The organism is Paenibacillus sp. LHD-117, from assembly GCF_030929555.1.
Lineage (GTDB): Bacteria > Bacillota > Bacilli > Paenibacillales > Paenibacillaceae > Pristimantibacillus.
This window is the reverse complement of the sequence record NZ_JAVFVT010000024.1, coordinates 92,203-107,930: the sequence shown is the minus strand read 5'-3', so window position 1 is coordinate 107,930 and position 15,728 is coordinate 92,203. Positions and strand designations below refer to the sequence as shown.

The window sequence follows — 15,728 nt, the reverse complement described above, 5'->3', positions numbered from 1 at the left end:
GAGCCCACAGGCCACTACTGGCACAATCTCGCCGGCTGGCTGCTGGAGCAAGGCATCGAGGTCGTGCTGGTGAACCCCATGACGACGCATCGCAACAAGGAAAACCGCGACAACAGCCCGTCGAAGAACGACCCGAAGGACGCGCTTGTCATCGCTGATGTGGTCAGCCGGGGCTACTACACCGACTACGCACCGCAAGAACCCATGTTCGACCGAATCAAGGCTGTGATGAGCGCACGCGAATACTGGTCGGGGCAGTCCACGAGTTTGGGCAACCGCATCGTGCGCTGGATCGACCTGTACTTTCCCGAGTTCCGAAGCATCTTCCAAGAGTGGGACGGCGTACGTTCGCTGGCCACGCTTCAGGCTTTTCCGCTGCCTAGCGATTTGGACGGCCTTAGTGCCGACGAGGTGATGGAAGGATGGCGCAATCAAGGCATGCGACGTGTAGCCGGCGTCAGCGGTAAAGCAAGGGCCGTACAGTTGCTGAACGCTGCGAAGCGTAGTGTCGGCAAGTCGGGCACAAACGATGCGGCACGCCAAGACATCTTGCGGCTACTGCATTTCTACGAAGAGACGCAGCGCATACTGAACGAGATGCAGCAAGAGCTTGAAGCCCTATTGGAGCAGGTACCAGTCGCTCAGCAGCTCCGCAGCCTGAACGGTCTAGGTACGATCACCATTGCCTGTCTGCTCGGATGCGCAGGAGATCTGCGTCATTACGCCCATGGTAGGCAACTGCTGCGCCGCGCCGGCCTTAATCTAGCGGAGCGAAAGTCAGGGAAGTATACGGGCCAGATCAAGCTCTCTAAGCGGGGGGACAGCATGCTGCGCAAATACTTATTCATGGGAATGCTGAACTTGGTAAAGCAGCATCCGGACTTCAAGCATTGGCATGAGCAAAACCAACGAAAGGGCATGCCCAAGATGAAATCCGTCTTTAAGCTCATCGGTAAGCTGGCACGAATTGTTGTTGGTATGGTGCAACGTGGCGAAACGTACCAGAGCAAGCAACAAGACGCTGTGGCCGCTTAGCCCAAAGCCTTCAGTAGTAGCACGAAACCTAAGATCCACTCACGAATGTTGACTCGTTCGCGGGACTTCAACGACAAAGAAAGCACAGAGAACCGAGTACTGCTTCCGTCAGGGCATATGACCCGTCTTCTAAACGCAATCGGTCTCCACGCCTTGGTCAGGTACAACGAAGGAATGTAAGGGCATAGACCCGTAGAGACATGGGAGGGTGAACCTCCAAGGGACAAGTGGAGCGTGCAGCAGAGCGTCTACGCGAAGTGCGTAACAACGCGACTTCTGTTCCTGTATGCCAAAAGTTCCGTCGACGATCGTCTATGCCGAAAACCATCCGCCCCACCTGAAATTCATCATGTTGAAATCCTGCGAATGAGTGAGCATTCGTGAGATAATCCCTAAAATACGAGGGACGGAAGCAGCCGACGCTATTCGGCTCAATTTGATCGATTTGATAGGCTAACGGAAGCACGGTGCCTTATTTATGTTTTTCAGGCTGAAAAACACCAATTTCAATGGAATAAGTGCTCTATGTTCCGTTAGATATCCGTATCGGCTCAAAATCGCAAAATAAGCGCGCTGAGTTCCGCTAGATCAACGAATGGTCGCGTTGGTCGCGATTGATCGCGATTGGTCGCGATTGGTCGCGATTGGTCGCGATTGGTCGCGGATCGTCGCGAATGGTCGCGGAAATGTCAGAGCGATCTTATAGCTAGCTCTTACCCCTCTTGCAAGAAAAACTGCATCGTACGGTCCGACGCGCCCGGCAGGCCTTCGTGGCCGAAGTCCGGGTAAATCGCGAGCTGCTTCGGCGCCTTGATCTTGTTATAAGCCGCAAACTGCGTGGACGGCGGGCAGATCGTGTCCATTAGGCCGACGAACATGAGCACGTCGCCTTGAATGCGATCCGCCAGGAATTGCAGGTCGATGTAGCCAAGCTTCTCGAAAATCTCGTCCTCGCGCTCATGCAGCGGGTCGAAATGGCGGAAGAACGTACGCAGCTCGTGGTAGGCGTCCTTCGCGAGATCCATCTCCCACGTCCGCTTGTAATCGCACAGGAACGGATAGATCGGCGCGAGCTTCTTCACGCGGGGCTCCAGCGCCGCGCATGCGATCGTCAGCGCGCCGCCTTGGGAGCCGCCCGCCGCATAGACGCGTTCCGGGTCGACTTCCGGCAAGCCCAACGCGATTCCGGCGAGCTGGGCCGTGTCGAGGTAGATGTGGCGGAACAGCAGGTTGTCCGGGTGATCGTCGAGACCCCGGATAATATGGCCGTGATGCGTATTGCCCTTCACGCTGCCCGAATCCTCGGACGAGCCGCCTTGGCCGCGGCAGTCCATCGCCAGCACGGAGAAGCCTAGCGAAGCATAGGCCAGCTTGTCGCTCCAATCGCCCGCATTGCCCGTATAGCCATGGAAGAGAACGACGGCCGGATGCGGCTCGGACGCGTTTTTCGGGCGAACGTATTTCGCGTGAATGCGAGCGCCCCGAACACCCGTGAAATACAAATCGAAACATTCCGCCTGCGGCGACTGGAACGCACTCGGCACAAGCTCGACGTTCGCGTCGACGGCGCGCAGCTCGGCAATCGCGCGGTCCCAATACGCGTCGAAGTCGGCCGGTCGCGGATTTCTTCCCTGGTATTCTTTCAACTTGTCTAGCGGCATGTCTACTAACGGCATCTCACAATTTCCCCCTCGGAAAAACGAATAGATTAGGCTGCATGCAAAAACTGCAAAATTTTCGCAAGAATAACCCCATCATACCCGATTTTGAGAGCGATTCCAATGTCAAAATGGCGTCATCCCGCCGCGAATCCAGGCTACCTCCAGTCGCCTAATTGCTTACGAATGAGCACGACTTGGCCGCTATGGTAACCGTCGTGAAGCATCCAATCCGCCAGCTGCCGGCCAACCGTCGATTCGATGTACGGCTTCTCCAGGTCGCCCTCGGAAAGCGCTGCGATCGTCTCGCGCAGCCGGTCCGCCAGCTCGTGCGTCCTGCCGAGCGTCGCCTGCCAAGCTGCCTCGTCTTCGGAGCCTCCTTCGCCTAGGAACGTCGCGTCGTTGGACGCCGCGCCTTCGCCGAGCGGTTCTCCCGTCAGCCGCAGCAGCCTGTCATTATAAAAGTTAATATGGCGAACGGTCTCCCAGATCGAATTGCCCCCGCCCTGCGGCTTCCAAGCCGCAACGGATGCCCGAACGCCCTCCAGCGCCACGCCCAAAGGAACGATCCACTCCTCCCGGCTCCACGATTGGTCCCTCTGCAGCAGCAACAGCTCTACGCGGTTCATGCTCATCCCAAACCTCTCCTCCCGAATATGTAACTAGCTAAATAATATTTTGAACGTTACAATGAAAAGGTAGCATATGCGCCATTAAAACGAAACCATCTAAATTAATTTAGGTCGTTACACTTAGAATAGACATTGGGGGAAAACAATGATGGAATTACTCTGGATCGATCTGGCCGACAGCCTGTGGCATGATTGGAAAGGTGACGGCCATGCCGAGGACAGGCTGGAAAGCCGGGAATGGCAAGCCGCCTTCCTCGAGCGCAACCGACTGTCCGCTCCCGTGCCCGCTTCCGAAGAGGAGGTCGCCGAGTTGCGGCGTTTCCGGGATGAGCTGCGCGGTTTCTCGGTTCGGCTGGCGGCAGGCGAAGCGGCGACGGAGGACATGGTACATGCCATCAATGATCAACTGGCTGAACAAGCGGTCGTTCGGCGGGCCGAGCTGGAGGAAGGAGGAAGCGTGCGCCTCTCCTGGACGCCAGCGGCGGATTCCTGGCGAAGCGTCCGCGCGGAAGCCGCGGCCGACTTCGCAAGATCGCTCGCCGAAGGGCTCGGCAGCCGGATCCGCTTATGCGACAACGGCAACTGCAAGTGGGTGTTCCTCGACGACACGCGCAACCGGTCCAAACGCTTTTGCGACGACAAGCTTTGCGGCAACCTGATGAAGGTCAGGCGATTCCGCGAAAGAAAGAAAACCGAGACCTAAGCCGTAGAAGGATTCCGGGCGCCCGCGCATAGGCTAAATCATGCAACGCCTTAATCCGTTAGGAGGTCTGGCTGATGGCAAGGTTTTCTCCCGCGTCGCCCCCATCTCGAACGCAAAGGCTCGACGCCTATTTCCGCAAATTAAACGATCGGAGAAACAAAAAAAAGTCCGGCCCCGTGCCGGACTTGCAAGTGCTAATCCGCTCCGAGCGGCTCGGGCTCGAATACCGGTATTCGTCGGCGAACCCACCGAGGCCCTACCACATCGCCAGCATCGGCAAGCTGTTCACGGCCGTCTTGACGATCATGCTCGCGGAGCACGGACGGCTCAAGCTGGAGGATGCCATTGCCGACTACTTCGAACCGGCCGAGCTGGACCGGGTATTCCTCCATGAACGGACGGATTACTCCCGCAAAGTCACGATCGAGCAACTGCTGACGCATCGATCGGGCATCGCGGATTATTTTGGAGATCCCGTCGCGGACGGTCCCTACTTCTACCAAGAAATTATCGCGAAGCCCGACCGTCTCTGGACCCCCGAGCTGCTCCTCGACTTCACCCGAACGAAACAAAAAGCCGTCGCTCCCCCGAACGGAAAGTTCCATTATTCCGATACCGGCTACGTGCTGCTCGGGCTGCTGCTGGAGCGCGCGACTGGCGAATCGTTCGGCGCGAACCTGAGAAGGCATATTTTCGAACCTCTTGCGATGAAGGACAGCTACCTCCTGTTCCATACGAAGCCCGCACGCGAGCCCGCCGCGGAGCTTGCCCCTATCTGGTTCCAGGGCACAGAGATTAGCAAATACCGCAGCCTGAGCTGCGACTGGGCTGGTGGAGGCATCGTATCGACCTGCGAGGATTTGCTGGCTTTCGGTTGCGCGCTGCGGGAAGGCAAGCTGATCCGGCCGGAAGCGCTTCAAGCGATGGAAGCATGCGACCAGCGGTTTCGGCCCGGCCTCTATTACGGGCAAGGCATGATGGAAACGCGGTTCGAGCAGTTCTTTTTCCTGCTGCGCGGCCTGCCTCGCCTCAAGGGACATATCGGCGTCTTGTCCACCCACTTCTTCTACGACCCGAACACCGACACCCATATAATCATGAACTTCGGCTCCGACGCCGACATGGTCCCAAGCTTTAAAGCGTTGATTCGCATCGTAAACGAGCTGAGGAATTACAAAAAAATCCCTTGACTTTTAGCTATGAATAAACGGGTACTTGACACCCGTATGCTATATTAAAAATGATTATTATTTAGCAGATTTAATCTACTACGGGAGAGGTATCTAATGTTTCAGTATAGCAATCAGTATTATTCTGAAGTAAACTTTGGAACGCAAGAATTGAGATACGGCGAGCTGATCGGTTGTACATTCCAACGCTGCTCGTTTGCGAACGGATCACTGGAGGAGATTGCTTCCACGAATTGCCGATTCGTTGAGTGCGATTTTCGGGGAGCATCGTTAAATGGCTCTCTTCATAAAGAATCAGCATTTGAGAATTGCAATTTTAACGGGGCAAATCTATTTTCTTCAAAATTCGAAACATGCAAGATGACAGGGTCTGATTTCACTAACTCCACTCTGGACGGGATCACGATTCTTCAGGGCGACTGGTCCTATACGAATATGAGAAATACCCGATTGGCCAGACAGGACTTGCGGGGGATTAAATTTTTCGAAGCGGACTTTACGGGAGCCAATCTAGAAAAAGCCGATTTAAGAGATGCCGACTTGACGATGGCAATACTCTCGAAAGCGAAAATGCAGGGAGCTGACGCGAGAGGGGCCAAAATGGAGGGTGTTGACTTCAAAACGTTTGCGATCGCAGGCATGAGAATGGACAGGGAACAAACTGTATTGTTTTCGATTTCCCATGGAGCCAAGGTCGGTTAATCGACCACGCTAACCTGCGAGGCTGCCGGATCGTTCGGCAGCCTCGCTCAACCAACCCATCAATCTGCGAACGTTCCCGAGCGAACGATCAACATATCCCAAAACAGGAGAGGCGGCAGCTCCAAGACGGCAACCATGCCGCGATCCGTCGTCTCCACCCGGTAATCGACCGCGACCGCTTGGCCGCCATTCGCGTCGGGGCTTGCCAGCAGGATGGACGACGGGGCATCGTCCACCTCGATCCGGACGATGCGCCCCGTAACGGGAGCCGGACGTTCCTTAGCCTCGTTCCAACGATCATCCGTCGCGGAAGCCAGATTCACGAAGTGGATCTGCGACATCCCTTCCCGTTCCCGGACGATCGTCCACGTCTTGCCCGCTTCCCCATACGTGCTGTAGGCGAATCCTTCGAACGCGTACTCCAGATTGTCGCCGTCCGCGTGCGTCATGGACACGTCCCGCAGCCCGGGAGCGTTCAGGACATGCCCGTACCGCACGCCGAAGTCGGCATAGTCACGCACGGTTCGCAAAAACCCGGGGCGCAGCTTCGAATGATCGACGTAGTAGCCTTGCGTCAGCACGCCGCCATTCTCCCCATGCAGCAGGTGGCTCGCCCCATGGGCGGTCACGACCGCGTTCAGCAGCCGGAACCCGTTCTCCGCCCCATCCTCGCCAAGCGGGCCAACCTCCCGGAAAGGCTTCAGGTAAGCCGCGAGTATGACGTTTTTGCCTCCGCTCAGGCTCTGCGCCCACGCAATGATTTCCCGCAAATGATGGTAACGCTCGTAAGGCTTCCATACTTCCACGTAAATCGCGTCCTGACTTGATCTCGCGACCGTGTCCACGGGCCAGTTTCCCACATTGTTGAAGACGAGGCAAATCTCGTCCTTAATCGGCGCAAGCGCCTCTCGCGTCGACTCGATCAGTGCCGGAAACTGCTCCGTGAGCCGCTCCCGCCGAGGCTCCCCGTCAAGCCGCGACCATCCCGTCTTCGGGAAGCCGTACGTGTCCATGTGAATGCCGTCGAAGTCAAGCTTCTCCACCGCTTTGCGGTATTCGCCCACGATATGATCATGCCAAGGGCAATCCCTCGAAATATTCATAATGTTAAAGATGCCGATAAAATCGTACGGCTCGCCCGAGCCCGTATACAGCCGCCAATCGGGATGACGCTCGGCGACCGGCTTGCTCGCGGCGTACACCGCCCCGTACGCCATCGCCTTCATGCCATGCTCATGGCATAACGAGATTTTCTCCTCGACCACGCTCCGGCTAACGGACCGGCCCATCAGGTCGGTATACGTCTCCTCATCGCTCACTAAGTCATCGTGACGGTACATCCAATCGTAGAACTGCACCAGATTCAGGTGCAGCTTGGCCATCCACTTCACGTCCTCCATGTCGCCGGCTTCCGCCCCGTCGAAGTCGCTCAGGAAGCCGTAGCGTAACGCGCGACTCCAATCCGACACGACGTCAAAAGCCGTTGACGCTCGGCTCGCGCCGACCGCAACGTCACTGCCTCGTCCCGGCACCATTCCGGCTAGCGCTCCAGAACGTTTCCCGTCCCCCGCAAGCAGCTCGGCGTCGACGCCGAAGCCCGCGTAGTCCACGGCGAACGGGCCCGCCTCCAGCCTCAGCGCCGCCGTTCCGTTCGCCGGAACGACGACCTCCCTCTCCAGCACTTCCACGATGGCATCCAGCTTGCGGATGACGCAGCGCACGCGCGCCGTCGCCGCTTCGCCCGACACGTTCGCGAGCTCGACGGCGAGCGTCGCCGTTTCCCCGCTGCGATACTGCGCCCTCACGGGATACAAATCCGTTATCGCAACCATCTTTTTACTTTCGTCCATTTCTTTCATCCTTTCAGCGCGCCCGCCGTGATGCCTTTAATGAAATACCGTTGGAACGCCAGGAACGCGAGCACGGCCGGAGCGAGCCCGATCAAAGCCGCGGCCGCCATCAGGTTCCACTTTGCCCCGTAAGTCTGGAAGAACATCGACACCGCGAGCGGCACCGTGCGCATCTCTTGACTCTGCAGGAAGAAAACCGCCTGCCCGTAATTGTTCCAAATCCCAAGTCCGGTCAAGATGACGACCGCCGACGTGACGGGACGGAGGAAGTGGAACGTGACCCGCCAGAACGCGGTGAAATACGTGCAGCCGTCCATGACCGCCGATTCCTCCACTTCCCTCGGCAGCGACCGGATAAAGCTCGTATACAGAAAGACCGACAGGGGCAGCGCGTTCGCCGCCGTCAGCAGGATCATCGCCCAATGGGTGTTGATGCCGCCGATGGATCTCATTAATGTGTACAGCGGCACCGTAATGATAATGGCCGGGATCATGAGGCAAGCGAGCAGCGTGTTGAAGATCGCGATATTCCCCTTGCTCCGGAACCGGGCAATGGAATAGCCCGCCGAGCTGGCGACGAAGACGATCAGCGCCACGGCGCCGAACGTAATGATCAAAGAGTTCAGCATGGAACGTCCTAGCTTCGACCCCTCCCACGCCTCCGCGAAGTTGCCGAAGTGGAAGTCGGGCACCAGGAACAGTCCGCCGAAGACGTTCGCCGACGGCGTGTTCATGGATAGGTAGAGCAGGACATAGAACGGGATCAAGGCGATCAGCACCATGATCCCCGCAATCGTATATTTGGCCGCAGCCGATAATCTCTGATTCATAGTCATGGCGGGTACCCTCTCAAAGCTCGTATTCGGATTTCCTCGTAAACCGGAGGAACAGCGCGACCGGGATCAGGATGATCACGAACAGGATCAACGCGACCGCCGTGGAATAACCTGTGAAGCTGCCGTACAGCATGCGCAGGATATAAATGCTGAGCGACTCCGTCGCGTAGCCGGGACCGCCGTCCGTCAGCGCCACGATGATCTCGAATACCGACAACGAGCCGATGATGTTCGTTACGACGTTAATCTTGATGGACGGGTACAGCAGCGGCAGCGTCACGTACCGAAGCGACGCCCATCGCCCCGCTCCGTCGATCCGCGCGGCTTCGTACATATCGGCCGGGATGCCCTGCAAGCCCGCCAGGTAGACGATCATCGTCATCCCGACGTATTGCCAGACGTTCACGACGATGAGCACGACGAGCGCCGGGGAGCTCTCCCCTAGCCAGTTGACGTCAAAGGAACCTAGGCCGATACCTTTCAGCACGTGGGGAAGATAACCCCGCTCCGGCTGCAGAATGAAGTACCAGATGTAGCCCATGATGAGCGGGCTAATGACGGCCGGCAGGTAGACCGCCGCGCGGACGATCCCCCTGCCTGCCAGCTTCCGGTCGAGGAACAGCGCATACAGCAAGCCGAACAAATTCAGCAGCGGCGCGCTGCCGAGCGCGAACCAGACGGTAATCATGACGTCGTTCCTCGCCCGGTCGTCCCGGAAGAAATCGAAGAAGTTTTGCAGGCCGACGAAGCTTGGCGCCGTCATGCCGTTGGAATCCGTTAAGCTGATCCCGATGCCCTGCGTGAGCGGATAGAGGAAGAACAAGCCGAACAGCAGGATCGCCGGCACCGCCATGAAATGATGCAGCTTGCCGCTGATTTTGTTAAGCATTACGCGCATGGTTTCTCTCTCCTGCCTGCCGACCGTTCGTTACTTGTTGGTCGCTCCCCACGCTTTGTCCCAAGCTTCCTTGTACGCAGAGGCGAAGTCGACGGATGTTTTGTATTTGCCTGCCAGCAGTTCCTGCACCATACGTCCCGCGTCGTCGCCCGAGAAGCCGGACGGCGTGTCGGTGAACGCGATGTTGACGCCGGCTTGCAGCGCCGCTGCCGCTTGATCCTTGAGCGGTCCCCAGTCCGCGCTGACGTCCGTGAACGCCGGCGGCGATTTCAGGAATTCGCTGTAGGCTTTCAGATTTTCCGGCTTGAACAGGAACTCCAGAAATTTTTTCGCTTCTTCCGGATGTTTCGACTCCGCTGTGATCGCGTAAACGGAATCCTCCGCCGACAGCGTCACCGGCTTCGTGCCGTCGACGATGGCCGGGAACGGCGAGAAGCCGATGTCCCCCGCCATGCCGGGATTCAGCGTCAGGAGATCGCCGAGCACCCACATGCCTTGGCTGAACAGCGCGGACTTGCCTGTGACGAACGCTTCCTTCTGGTTGTCGTACGTCGCCGTAATGGCGTCTCCGTTGATCAGCCCTGCTTCCTTCAGCTCGAGCAGCCTGCCGGCGAACGCATCGATGCCGCCGCCTTCGGCGTCGAACTGCAGCTTTTCGGACTCGTTGTTGATAAACGCCGCGCGGGCATCCGCCACGCCGTACTTTTGCTTGATGACGCCGTGCGCCATGAATTCGATCAGATGGCCGAGCGTCCAAGAATCCTTGCCCGCCAGAAACATCGGCGTCATGTCCGGTTTCTTGTCTTTGATCGTTTGCAGATTGCTCTTGAACTCCGCCCATGTATGGGCTTCTTTCAGGCCCAGCTCCTCGAACACCTTCTTGTTGTAGAAAATGCCCGCCATCGTGACGTTCGTCGCGACGCGAAATTGTTTGCCCGACTTGATGTCGGTGTTCAGCTCCTTGATCGCGGGCAGGACGCGGGACCAGAACGGCTCGTTCGAGAGATCCAGATACTTGCCCTGATCGACGTAATCCTGCGCGTACACGGTCGTAATATCCGGAATGTCGCCGGAGGCGAACTTGACTTTGATGACGTTGCTAGCGTCCTTCTGGTACTCTTGCTCAACCTTGATGTTCGGATTCTCGGCTTCGAACTTCGCGATCAGTTCATTGATGAGATCCACCGTTTCCACCTTGCCCGTAAAAAACTTCAGCGTCACCTTCTCCTGCGGCTTCTCCGTCGGCGCCGGCTCGGCCGAGGCGCTCGGCGAAGGCTCCGCCGTAGCGGCGCCGCCATTATTGCCGTTGTTGCCGGAGCCGCATGCCGCGGCCATGGCCATAATCAGGATGACGCTAGTGAACCCCATCACTCTTTTGCGTAGAATCACTGTGTTTCCTCCCCCGAGGATCGATTTTGTGCTACACGTTAAGCTTAAGCGGTGCGGAAGCCTGTTGGAATACCTGAAATCCACGATTGCGGTACGGATTTTTCAGATCGTCTTCCAAGGCGCGGGGATCGTCCTATACAATGGAGGAAGCAAATCAGCCGATTGCGAGGAGGAGCGAAATGTTGCCAGTCGCCCCGATCAGAAGCTACCGCGAATGGAGCATCAAGACGAAGCTGCTCGCCATGACCGGCCTGCTGCTCCTAAGCTCCGTTTTTTTCGAATCCTATTTGTCTTATACACGCTACACGCGCGACTTTCAGCGGCAATCCTCCGAGAAGGTCCAGCAAATCCTGGATCAAGTGACGCTCAATATCGATACGTATCTCGACGACCTGTACCGGCTGACGCTGTACCCGTACCGGAACGAAGGCATCATGGAGGCGCTTGAGGCGCCGTCCCCCGCAACCGAGCTGGCCCAACTGGAGAAACGGCGGTTAATCGAAAATTACCTCGACGAAATTATGATTTACCCCCGGGGCGACATCGTGCGCGTCTCTATCGTCACGGATGAAATCTATTCCAGCGCCCGGCTCCCTACCAAGCTCGTCCCGAACGAGAAGCCGGAGGAGTACGATTGGTACCGGCAAGCGCTCGCCACCCAAGCATATATTTTCGTTCCGGACAGCGGCAGCGCCGCGGGCGAACGCGGAGGCAAAGTGCGCACCTTCTCCGTCGCCAAGCAGCTTCGCAGCATCAGCAACACGCAAGTCATTCTAGGCGTCATCAAGGCGGATGCCGACTATTCGGGCATCGTCGACATTTTGGAGAAAGCGGAGATGGGCGCTGGAGGCGGCCTTTACATTCTGGACGCGGACAACGAATTCGTCTATGCATCGGCGGACGCCCATAAGGTCACGGCGCTGTCCGGGCTGGCCTCGCCGGACGCCATCGCGGACGGCTATCTGCTGAGCACGGCTTCCGTGCCCCGCATCGGCTGGACGATCGTGGCCGTCAACTCCGTCTCGGAGATGAACCGGGAAGCGATCGCGACCCGCAACCGGGCGCTGCTGTTCTCCGTCGGCTGCGCAGTGATCGCCTTGCTCGCGCTGATCGTGCTGACGCGGCATTTCCTGAAGCCTCTCCTCTCCATCGTCAAGCTGATGAAGGAAGTGGAGATGGGCAAGCTGGACGTCACGTTCCAGAGTGAACGGCGAGACGAGATGGGGTATTTGGGGGCGGCGTTCAACCGGCTGGTCGGGCGCATCGGAATCATGCTGCGGGAGAATACGGAGCTCGTGAAGGAAGTGTACGAATCCAAGCTGCTCCAGCAGGAGGCGCAGATCAACGCGCTGTTCAACCAGATCCGGCCGCATTTTATATTCAACACGCTGAACCTGATCAGCCTCTCCATGCAATCCGGCAAGCAGGAGAAAGCGATCGAGCATATTAACGCGCTGAGCAGCATCCTCCGCGGCATGTCGCAGTGGGACAAGGAGATGCCGCTGCGCAAGGAGGTCGAGCTGCTGCACGCCTACCTCGGCATCCAGAGCAGCCGCTACGAAGGCCGGTTGTCCTATGCGATCGACATCGATCCGGCCTTGTTCGGACATCACGTCCCGGCGCTGCTGCTCCAGCCCATTGTCGAGAACGCGGTCGTCCACGCCTGCGAGCAGCGGAAGGAGCCGACGACGATTACCGTCTCTTCGGCGCTGCTCCCGGGCAAGCTCCTGCTGGAGGTCCGCGACGACGGCCCCGGTATGGACGAGGAGACGCTAGCGACGCTAATGAGGAAGGTTGAGCAGTTGGAGGATTCGGCTAACGCCAACGCAGCCGAACGCACCCGCACCGGCATCGGGCTCGTGAACGTAAACAAACGGATCAAGGTCAAATACGGCGCAGGCTACGGCCTGTCTATCCGGAGCGCTCCGGGACAAGGCACTGCCGTGACGCTGGCGATTCCCTACCCCGATACGAAAGAAGGCTGACCGACATGTACAAACTGCTGATCGTGGACGACGAGCCGATGACGAGGGAATATATCAAATTGTTCGTAGGCGGGCTGCATCAAGAATGGATCTGCGCGGGGGAAGCAAGCGACGGACAGGAGGCGCTCGAGGTGCTCGCGGCGGCCGGCGAAGACTTCGACCTCGTCATGACGGATATCAAAATGCCGGTCATGGACGGGCTGGAGCTCGCCAAGGAGCTGTCGGCCAGACGTTCGAAGCCGCGGATGGTCATCCTGTCCGGCTACGACGAATTCGCTTTGGCCAAGGAAGCGATGCGTTACGGGGTAAACGAATATATGCTCAAGCCGCTCGTCAAGGAGGAGCTCGTTGCCGTGCTGGACCGGATGGCGCGCGAGCTCGCCGCCGAACGCGCGGAGCAGGCGGCCTATCTTTCGTTGTCGGAGCAGTCGCGGGAGCAGGTCGCCCGCAACTTCCTGCATGCCGTCGTGACGGACAATCATATGGAGATCAAAGTGCTCTACCCCCTCCTGCACCGGCTCAAAATCAACCTGCTCGAAGCGGAAGGCGCCGTCCTGCTCGTCGACCTCGACGAAGGGCAGCTGCTTGAGCGCGGAATCGCGCCGAGCGACCAAGCCTTGTACCGCTACATCGTCCATCAGACGGCCGCGGAGCTGGCGGAAGAGAACCCCGGCATCATCCTCTTCGCGGACCATAAACAACGAACGGCGCTGCTCGTGCCGGGCGAAGACGGCGATGATGTCGCCTTGCGCTGCGCGGCCCTTTTCGCCAAGCTATCGCAGGCCGTCCTCGGCATGACCGGCCTTGGGCTTTGGGGCGCCGCCGGTTCCGCCGAGCTCGACATTCTCCAGCTCGGCGCTTCGTACCGGTCGGCTCGGAGCGCCATGAAGGGCAGGCTGCTCGAGGAGGAGCATCGGCTGCTCCCGCCTGTGGGCCCGGGCTCCGATGACGGCGCCAAGCTGCTGGAGGCGGCCAAGGAGGCTTGCCGCGGCGCGACGATCGGCGGGCATGGACGCGAGGCCGCGCTTCTGGCGGCGCTGCAGCCCCTCATGCCGCCAGCGGGGAGCTGGAGCCGGCGAAGCGCGCTGCGGCTAGGCGTCTACCTGCTCCGATCGCTGGCGGAGGAAGACCGGCCGGCGGCCGCGAGGGCGATTGCCCTGCTCGTACGGCCGGAATCGGCGGCGGACCGCTACGGTCCGGAGGCTTTCGCCAAGCTTCTAGCCGCGGCGCTGGCATCCATGCGCGAACAAGCGCAAACCGGGACATCCGGCCATTCGGCCGGCGCCGGCGAGCCCGAGCACGAGACCGTCACGAAGATGAAGGCCTACATTCACGCGCATTACGCCGAGCCGATCAGCCTTGCGCTGATCGCGGACAAAATGGGCCTGTCGCCCGGCTATCTCAGCAGCCTTTTCCATCAGAACACGGGGGAATCCTACATCAAATATTTGACCCGCGTCCGGATGGAACGCGCCGCGCAGCTGCTCCAAGCGAAGCCTCCTGAGAAGGTATACGACGTCGCCGAGAAGGTCGGCTACCTGAGCGTCAAACATTTCTCCTACGTGTTCAAGCAGCACTTCGGCACGCCGCCGGGGGAGTACCAAATGAGTAGGTGAAAATAGTTGCGCTGTTTGTTGATAAATGAGAGTCTAAAATTGGCGAGAAATTTCCTGGGTAGCAGCGGCAAGTCTTGGACGTGAAAGTCCTAGACTGCCACTGCTTTATTGAGCTAACGTGCCCGTTAGTTCAATGAAATGGTGCAAGATTGCCCATACTAACGCACAAACAAAAAAATTAGTATCCAAAACACAAATACACCTAAAATTAAAGAAACAACATTAATCCACCATTTGTTTTTTGATAAAGTAAAAAATATAGCTGTTATTACAACTAACAACGCTCTTGAAACATTCCTGTTTATGTTCAGTGATTCAGGTAGGAAAACAACTGTTAAATAAAGTAGTATAACCATTACTAAAGAATAACCAATCACCCGTAAAGCCATTAGATAAATCACCTGCATATTCATTTAAACTAAGATTTGACAAATAAAGTAAATAATAGTCCTCCATACTAACTATCCTGCCCTTTAGCTTAACACCGCTGTCAGTCTAAAATTGCAGGACTATTGTCGTACTTATAAGCTTGACGTGGGCGAAGTTGAATGTCTACAATCGGGATGAAGGAGTGATAGGGAAATGATGGTAAAAATGCAGCGTGAAGTTTTTGAAAGGATGGATGACGGCGCTTTAATTTCTGCCTGCTTTAAACCGCTCATCCAGACATACAAGGAAGTAAGCAGCGAAGGCGGCGATTTGGTCGATTTTTACCACAAGATGACCTCCGGCCAGCAAGCTTTATTTATTTTCCGCACCTATTACAGCCATGTTATAGAGTCGGTACAGGAATTTTACTGGTGGAACGCCTTTTTTCTGGCTCAGGAGGCGAGATGGGCTACGCTGATTAAGAAGATGCGTGAGCTTGGGGACCTCAAATTCGTTACACTTATGCAAGACGTTGAAGGCATGCTCCGCACCCGTAATCATCCGATTCTTCTGACTGATTTTGCCTGTGTATCCCGTGATGGTCTGGATTCGGACACTGAGCTTCGCGTTTTCTTCCAGTCGGCATATGAGCGGCTAACCCAAGTTACCGTTGGAACAATTAAGCACCTGGCTGCATCGATTCGCAATTCACCGGACTCCTTCGTAACGTGGAGCTAGATCGCATAAAGCAGCACTGTTTAGGGGCTGCTTTTCTGTTAAATATATTTTAATCCAGCCAATGGGTTACCCAATTATCGTCAGTGTACCGAAGATAAATGCAAAGGTCGCGTATTATTGTGCTAAT

Annotated in this window: 14 protein-coding genes; 7 read left to right on the top strand and 7 right to left on the bottom strand. The window is 57.3% G+C overall.

Annotated features, from left to right (window positions below; translation table 11 throughout):
- The coding region (locus RB620_RS18985) for an IS110 family RNA-guided transposase (protein ID WP_308096992.1) at positions 1-1,035 on the top strand (1,035 nt) is incomplete at its 5' end.
- Between the two features lie 713 nt (positions 1,036-1,748).
- Here the strand turns inward: RB620_RS18985 and RB620_RS18980 are convergent.
- Together RB620_RS18980 and RB620_RS18975 are read right to left on the bottom strand one after the other, a co-directional pair.
- Entirely contained in the window at positions 1,749-2,711 is a 963-nt protein-coding gene (locus tag RB620_RS18980; protein WP_308096991.1) for an alpha/beta fold hydrolase, read from the bottom strand.
- 140 nt (positions 2,712-2,851) lie between these two features.
- Positions 2,852-3,328, bottom strand: a complete 477-nt coding sequence (locus RB620_RS18975) for a DinB family protein (RefSeq protein ID WP_308096989.1) — start codon at positions 3,326-3,328, stop codon at positions 2,852-2,854.
- Between the two features lie 142 nt (positions 3,329-3,470).
- Here RB620_RS18975 and RB620_RS18970 point away from each other — a divergent pair, with 142 nt between their 5' ends.
- The 3 genes from RB620_RS18970 to RB620_RS18960 all read left to right on the top strand — a co-directional run bounded on the left by RB620_RS18970 (position 3,471) and on the right by RB620_RS18960 (position 5,920).
- On the top strand, positions 3,471-4,028 hold the full coding sequence (locus tag RB620_RS18970) for a CGNR zinc finger domain-containing protein (RefSeq protein ID WP_308096987.1): 558 nt from the start codon (positions 3,471-3,473) through the stop codon (positions 4,026-4,028).
- A gap of 74 nt (positions 4,029-4,102) precedes the next feature.
- Positions 4,103-5,218 carry a serine hydrolase domain-containing protein gene (locus RB620_RS18965; protein WP_308096985.1) on the top strand — a complete coding sequence of 372 codons (1,116 nt, stop codon included), beginning with the start codon at positions 4,103-4,105 and terminating at the stop codon, positions 5,216-5,218.
- Between the two features lie 96 nt (positions 5,219-5,314).
- On the top strand, positions 5,315-5,920 hold the full coding sequence (locus tag RB620_RS18960) for a pentapeptide repeat-containing protein (RefSeq protein ID WP_308096983.1): 606 nt from the start codon (positions 5,315-5,317) through the stop codon (positions 5,918-5,920).
- 59 nt (positions 5,921-5,979) lie between these two features.
- On the opposite strand, the gene RB620_RS18955 is transcribed toward RB620_RS18960, so the two are convergent.
- Genes RB620_RS18955 through RB620_RS18940 form a run of 4 tightly spaced genes read right to left on the bottom strand, consistent with a single transcriptional unit; the run spans position 5,980 to position 10,893 of the window.
- Positions 5,980-7,770: a glycoside hydrolase family 66 protein gene (locus RB620_RS18955; RefSeq protein ID WP_308096981.1), complete on the bottom strand. Its 1,791-nt coding sequence runs from the start codon at positions 7,768-7,770 to the stop codon at positions 5,980-5,982.
- 5 nt (positions 7,771-7,775) lie between these two features.
- On the bottom strand, positions 7,776-8,606 hold the full coding sequence (locus RB620_RS18950; protein ID WP_308096979.1) for a carbohydrate ABC transporter permease: 831 nt from the start codon (positions 8,604-8,606) through the stop codon (positions 7,776-7,778).
- A 13-nt stretch (positions 8,607-8,619) separates the two neighbouring features.
- Entirely contained in the window at positions 8,620-9,504 is an 885-nt protein-coding gene (locus RB620_RS18945; protein WP_308096977.1) for a carbohydrate ABC transporter permease, read from the bottom strand.
- 30 nt (positions 9,505-9,534) lie between these two features.
- Positions 9,535-10,893, bottom strand: a complete 1,359-nt coding sequence (locus RB620_RS18940) for an ABC transporter substrate-binding protein (RefSeq protein WP_308096975.1) — start codon at positions 10,891-10,893, stop codon at positions 9,535-9,537.
- Positions 10,894-11,072: 179 nt separating this feature from the next.
- Between RB620_RS18940 and RB620_RS18935 the strand changes: the two genes are divergently transcribed.
- Positions 11,073-12,878, top strand: a complete 1,806-nt coding sequence (locus tag RB620_RS18935; protein WP_308096973.1) for a cache domain-containing sensor histidine kinase — start codon at positions 11,073-11,075, stop codon at positions 12,876-12,878.
- 5 nt (positions 12,879-12,883) lie between these two features.
- Entirely contained in the window at positions 12,884-14,494 is a 1,611-nt protein-coding gene (locus RB620_RS18930; RefSeq protein WP_308096970.1) for a response regulator transcription factor, read from the top strand.
- Positions 14,495-14,652: 158 nt separating this feature from the next.
- Here RB620_RS18930 and RB620_RS18925 read toward each other — a convergent pair whose 3' ends face one another.
- Positions 14,653-14,883, bottom strand: coding sequence for a hypothetical protein (locus RB620_RS18925; protein WP_308096968.1), 231 nt, complete (start codon positions 14,881-14,883; stop codon positions 14,653-14,655).
- A gap of 193 nt (positions 14,884-15,076) precedes the next feature.
- On the opposite strand from RB620_RS18925, the gene RB620_RS18920 reads away from it, so the two are divergent.
- A complete protein-coding gene (locus RB620_RS18920; RefSeq protein ID WP_308096965.1) occupies positions 15,077-15,601 on the top strand; it encodes a hypothetical protein in 525 nt (174 codons plus the stop codon).
- The last annotated feature ends 127 nt before the right edge of the window (positions 15,602-15,728 follow it).

What these genes read in the sequence shown, in the direction of transcription:
- RB620_RS18980 (WP_308096991.1), bottom strand. Translation starts at nt 2,711, where the DNA reads ATGCCGTTAGTAGACATGCCGCTAGACAAGTTGAAAGAATACCAGGGA.
- RB620_RS18975 (WP_308096989.1), bottom strand. Translation starts at nt 3,328, where the DNA reads ATGAGCATGAACCGCGTAGAGCTGTTGCTGCTGCAGAGGGACCAATCG.
- RB620_RS18970 (WP_308096987.1), top strand. Translation starts at nt 3,471, where the DNA reads ATGATGGAATTACTCTGGATCGATCTGGCCGACAGCCTGTGGCATGAT.
- RB620_RS18965 (WP_308096985.1), top strand. Translation starts at nt 4,103, where the DNA reads ATGGCAAGGTTTTCTCCCGCGTCGCCCCCATCTCGAACGCAAAGGCTC.
- RB620_RS18960 (WP_308096983.1), top strand. Translation starts at nt 5,315, where the DNA reads ATGTTTCAGTATAGCAATCAGTATTATTCTGAAGTAAACTTTGGAACG.
- RB620_RS18955 (WP_308096981.1), bottom strand. Translation starts at nt 7,770, where the DNA reads ATGGACGAAAGTAAAAAGATGGTTGCGATAACGGATTTGTATCCCGTG.
- RB620_RS18950 (WP_308096979.1), bottom strand. Translation starts at nt 8,606, where the DNA reads ATGACTATGAATCAGAGATTATCGGCTGCGGCCAAATATACGATTGCG.
- RB620_RS18945 (WP_308096977.1), bottom strand. Translation starts at nt 9,504, where the DNA reads ATGCGCGTAATGCTTAACAAAATCAGCGGCAAGCTGCATCATTTCATG.
- RB620_RS18935 (WP_308096973.1), top strand. Translation starts at nt 11,073, where the DNA reads ATGTTGCCAGTCGCCCCGATCAGAAGCTACCGCGAATGGAGCATCAAG.
- RB620_RS18930 (WP_308096970.1), top strand. Translation starts at nt 12,884, where the DNA reads ATGTACAAACTGCTGATCGTGGACGACGAGCCGATGACGAGGGAATAT.
- RB620_RS18925 (WP_308096968.1), bottom strand. Translation starts at nt 14,883, where the DNA reads ATGGCTTTACGGGTGATTGGTTATTCTTTAGTAATGGTTATACTACTT.
- RB620_RS18920 (WP_308096965.1), top strand. Translation starts at nt 15,077, where the DNA reads ATGATGGTAAAAATGCAGCGTGAAGTTTTTGAAAGGATGGATGACGGC.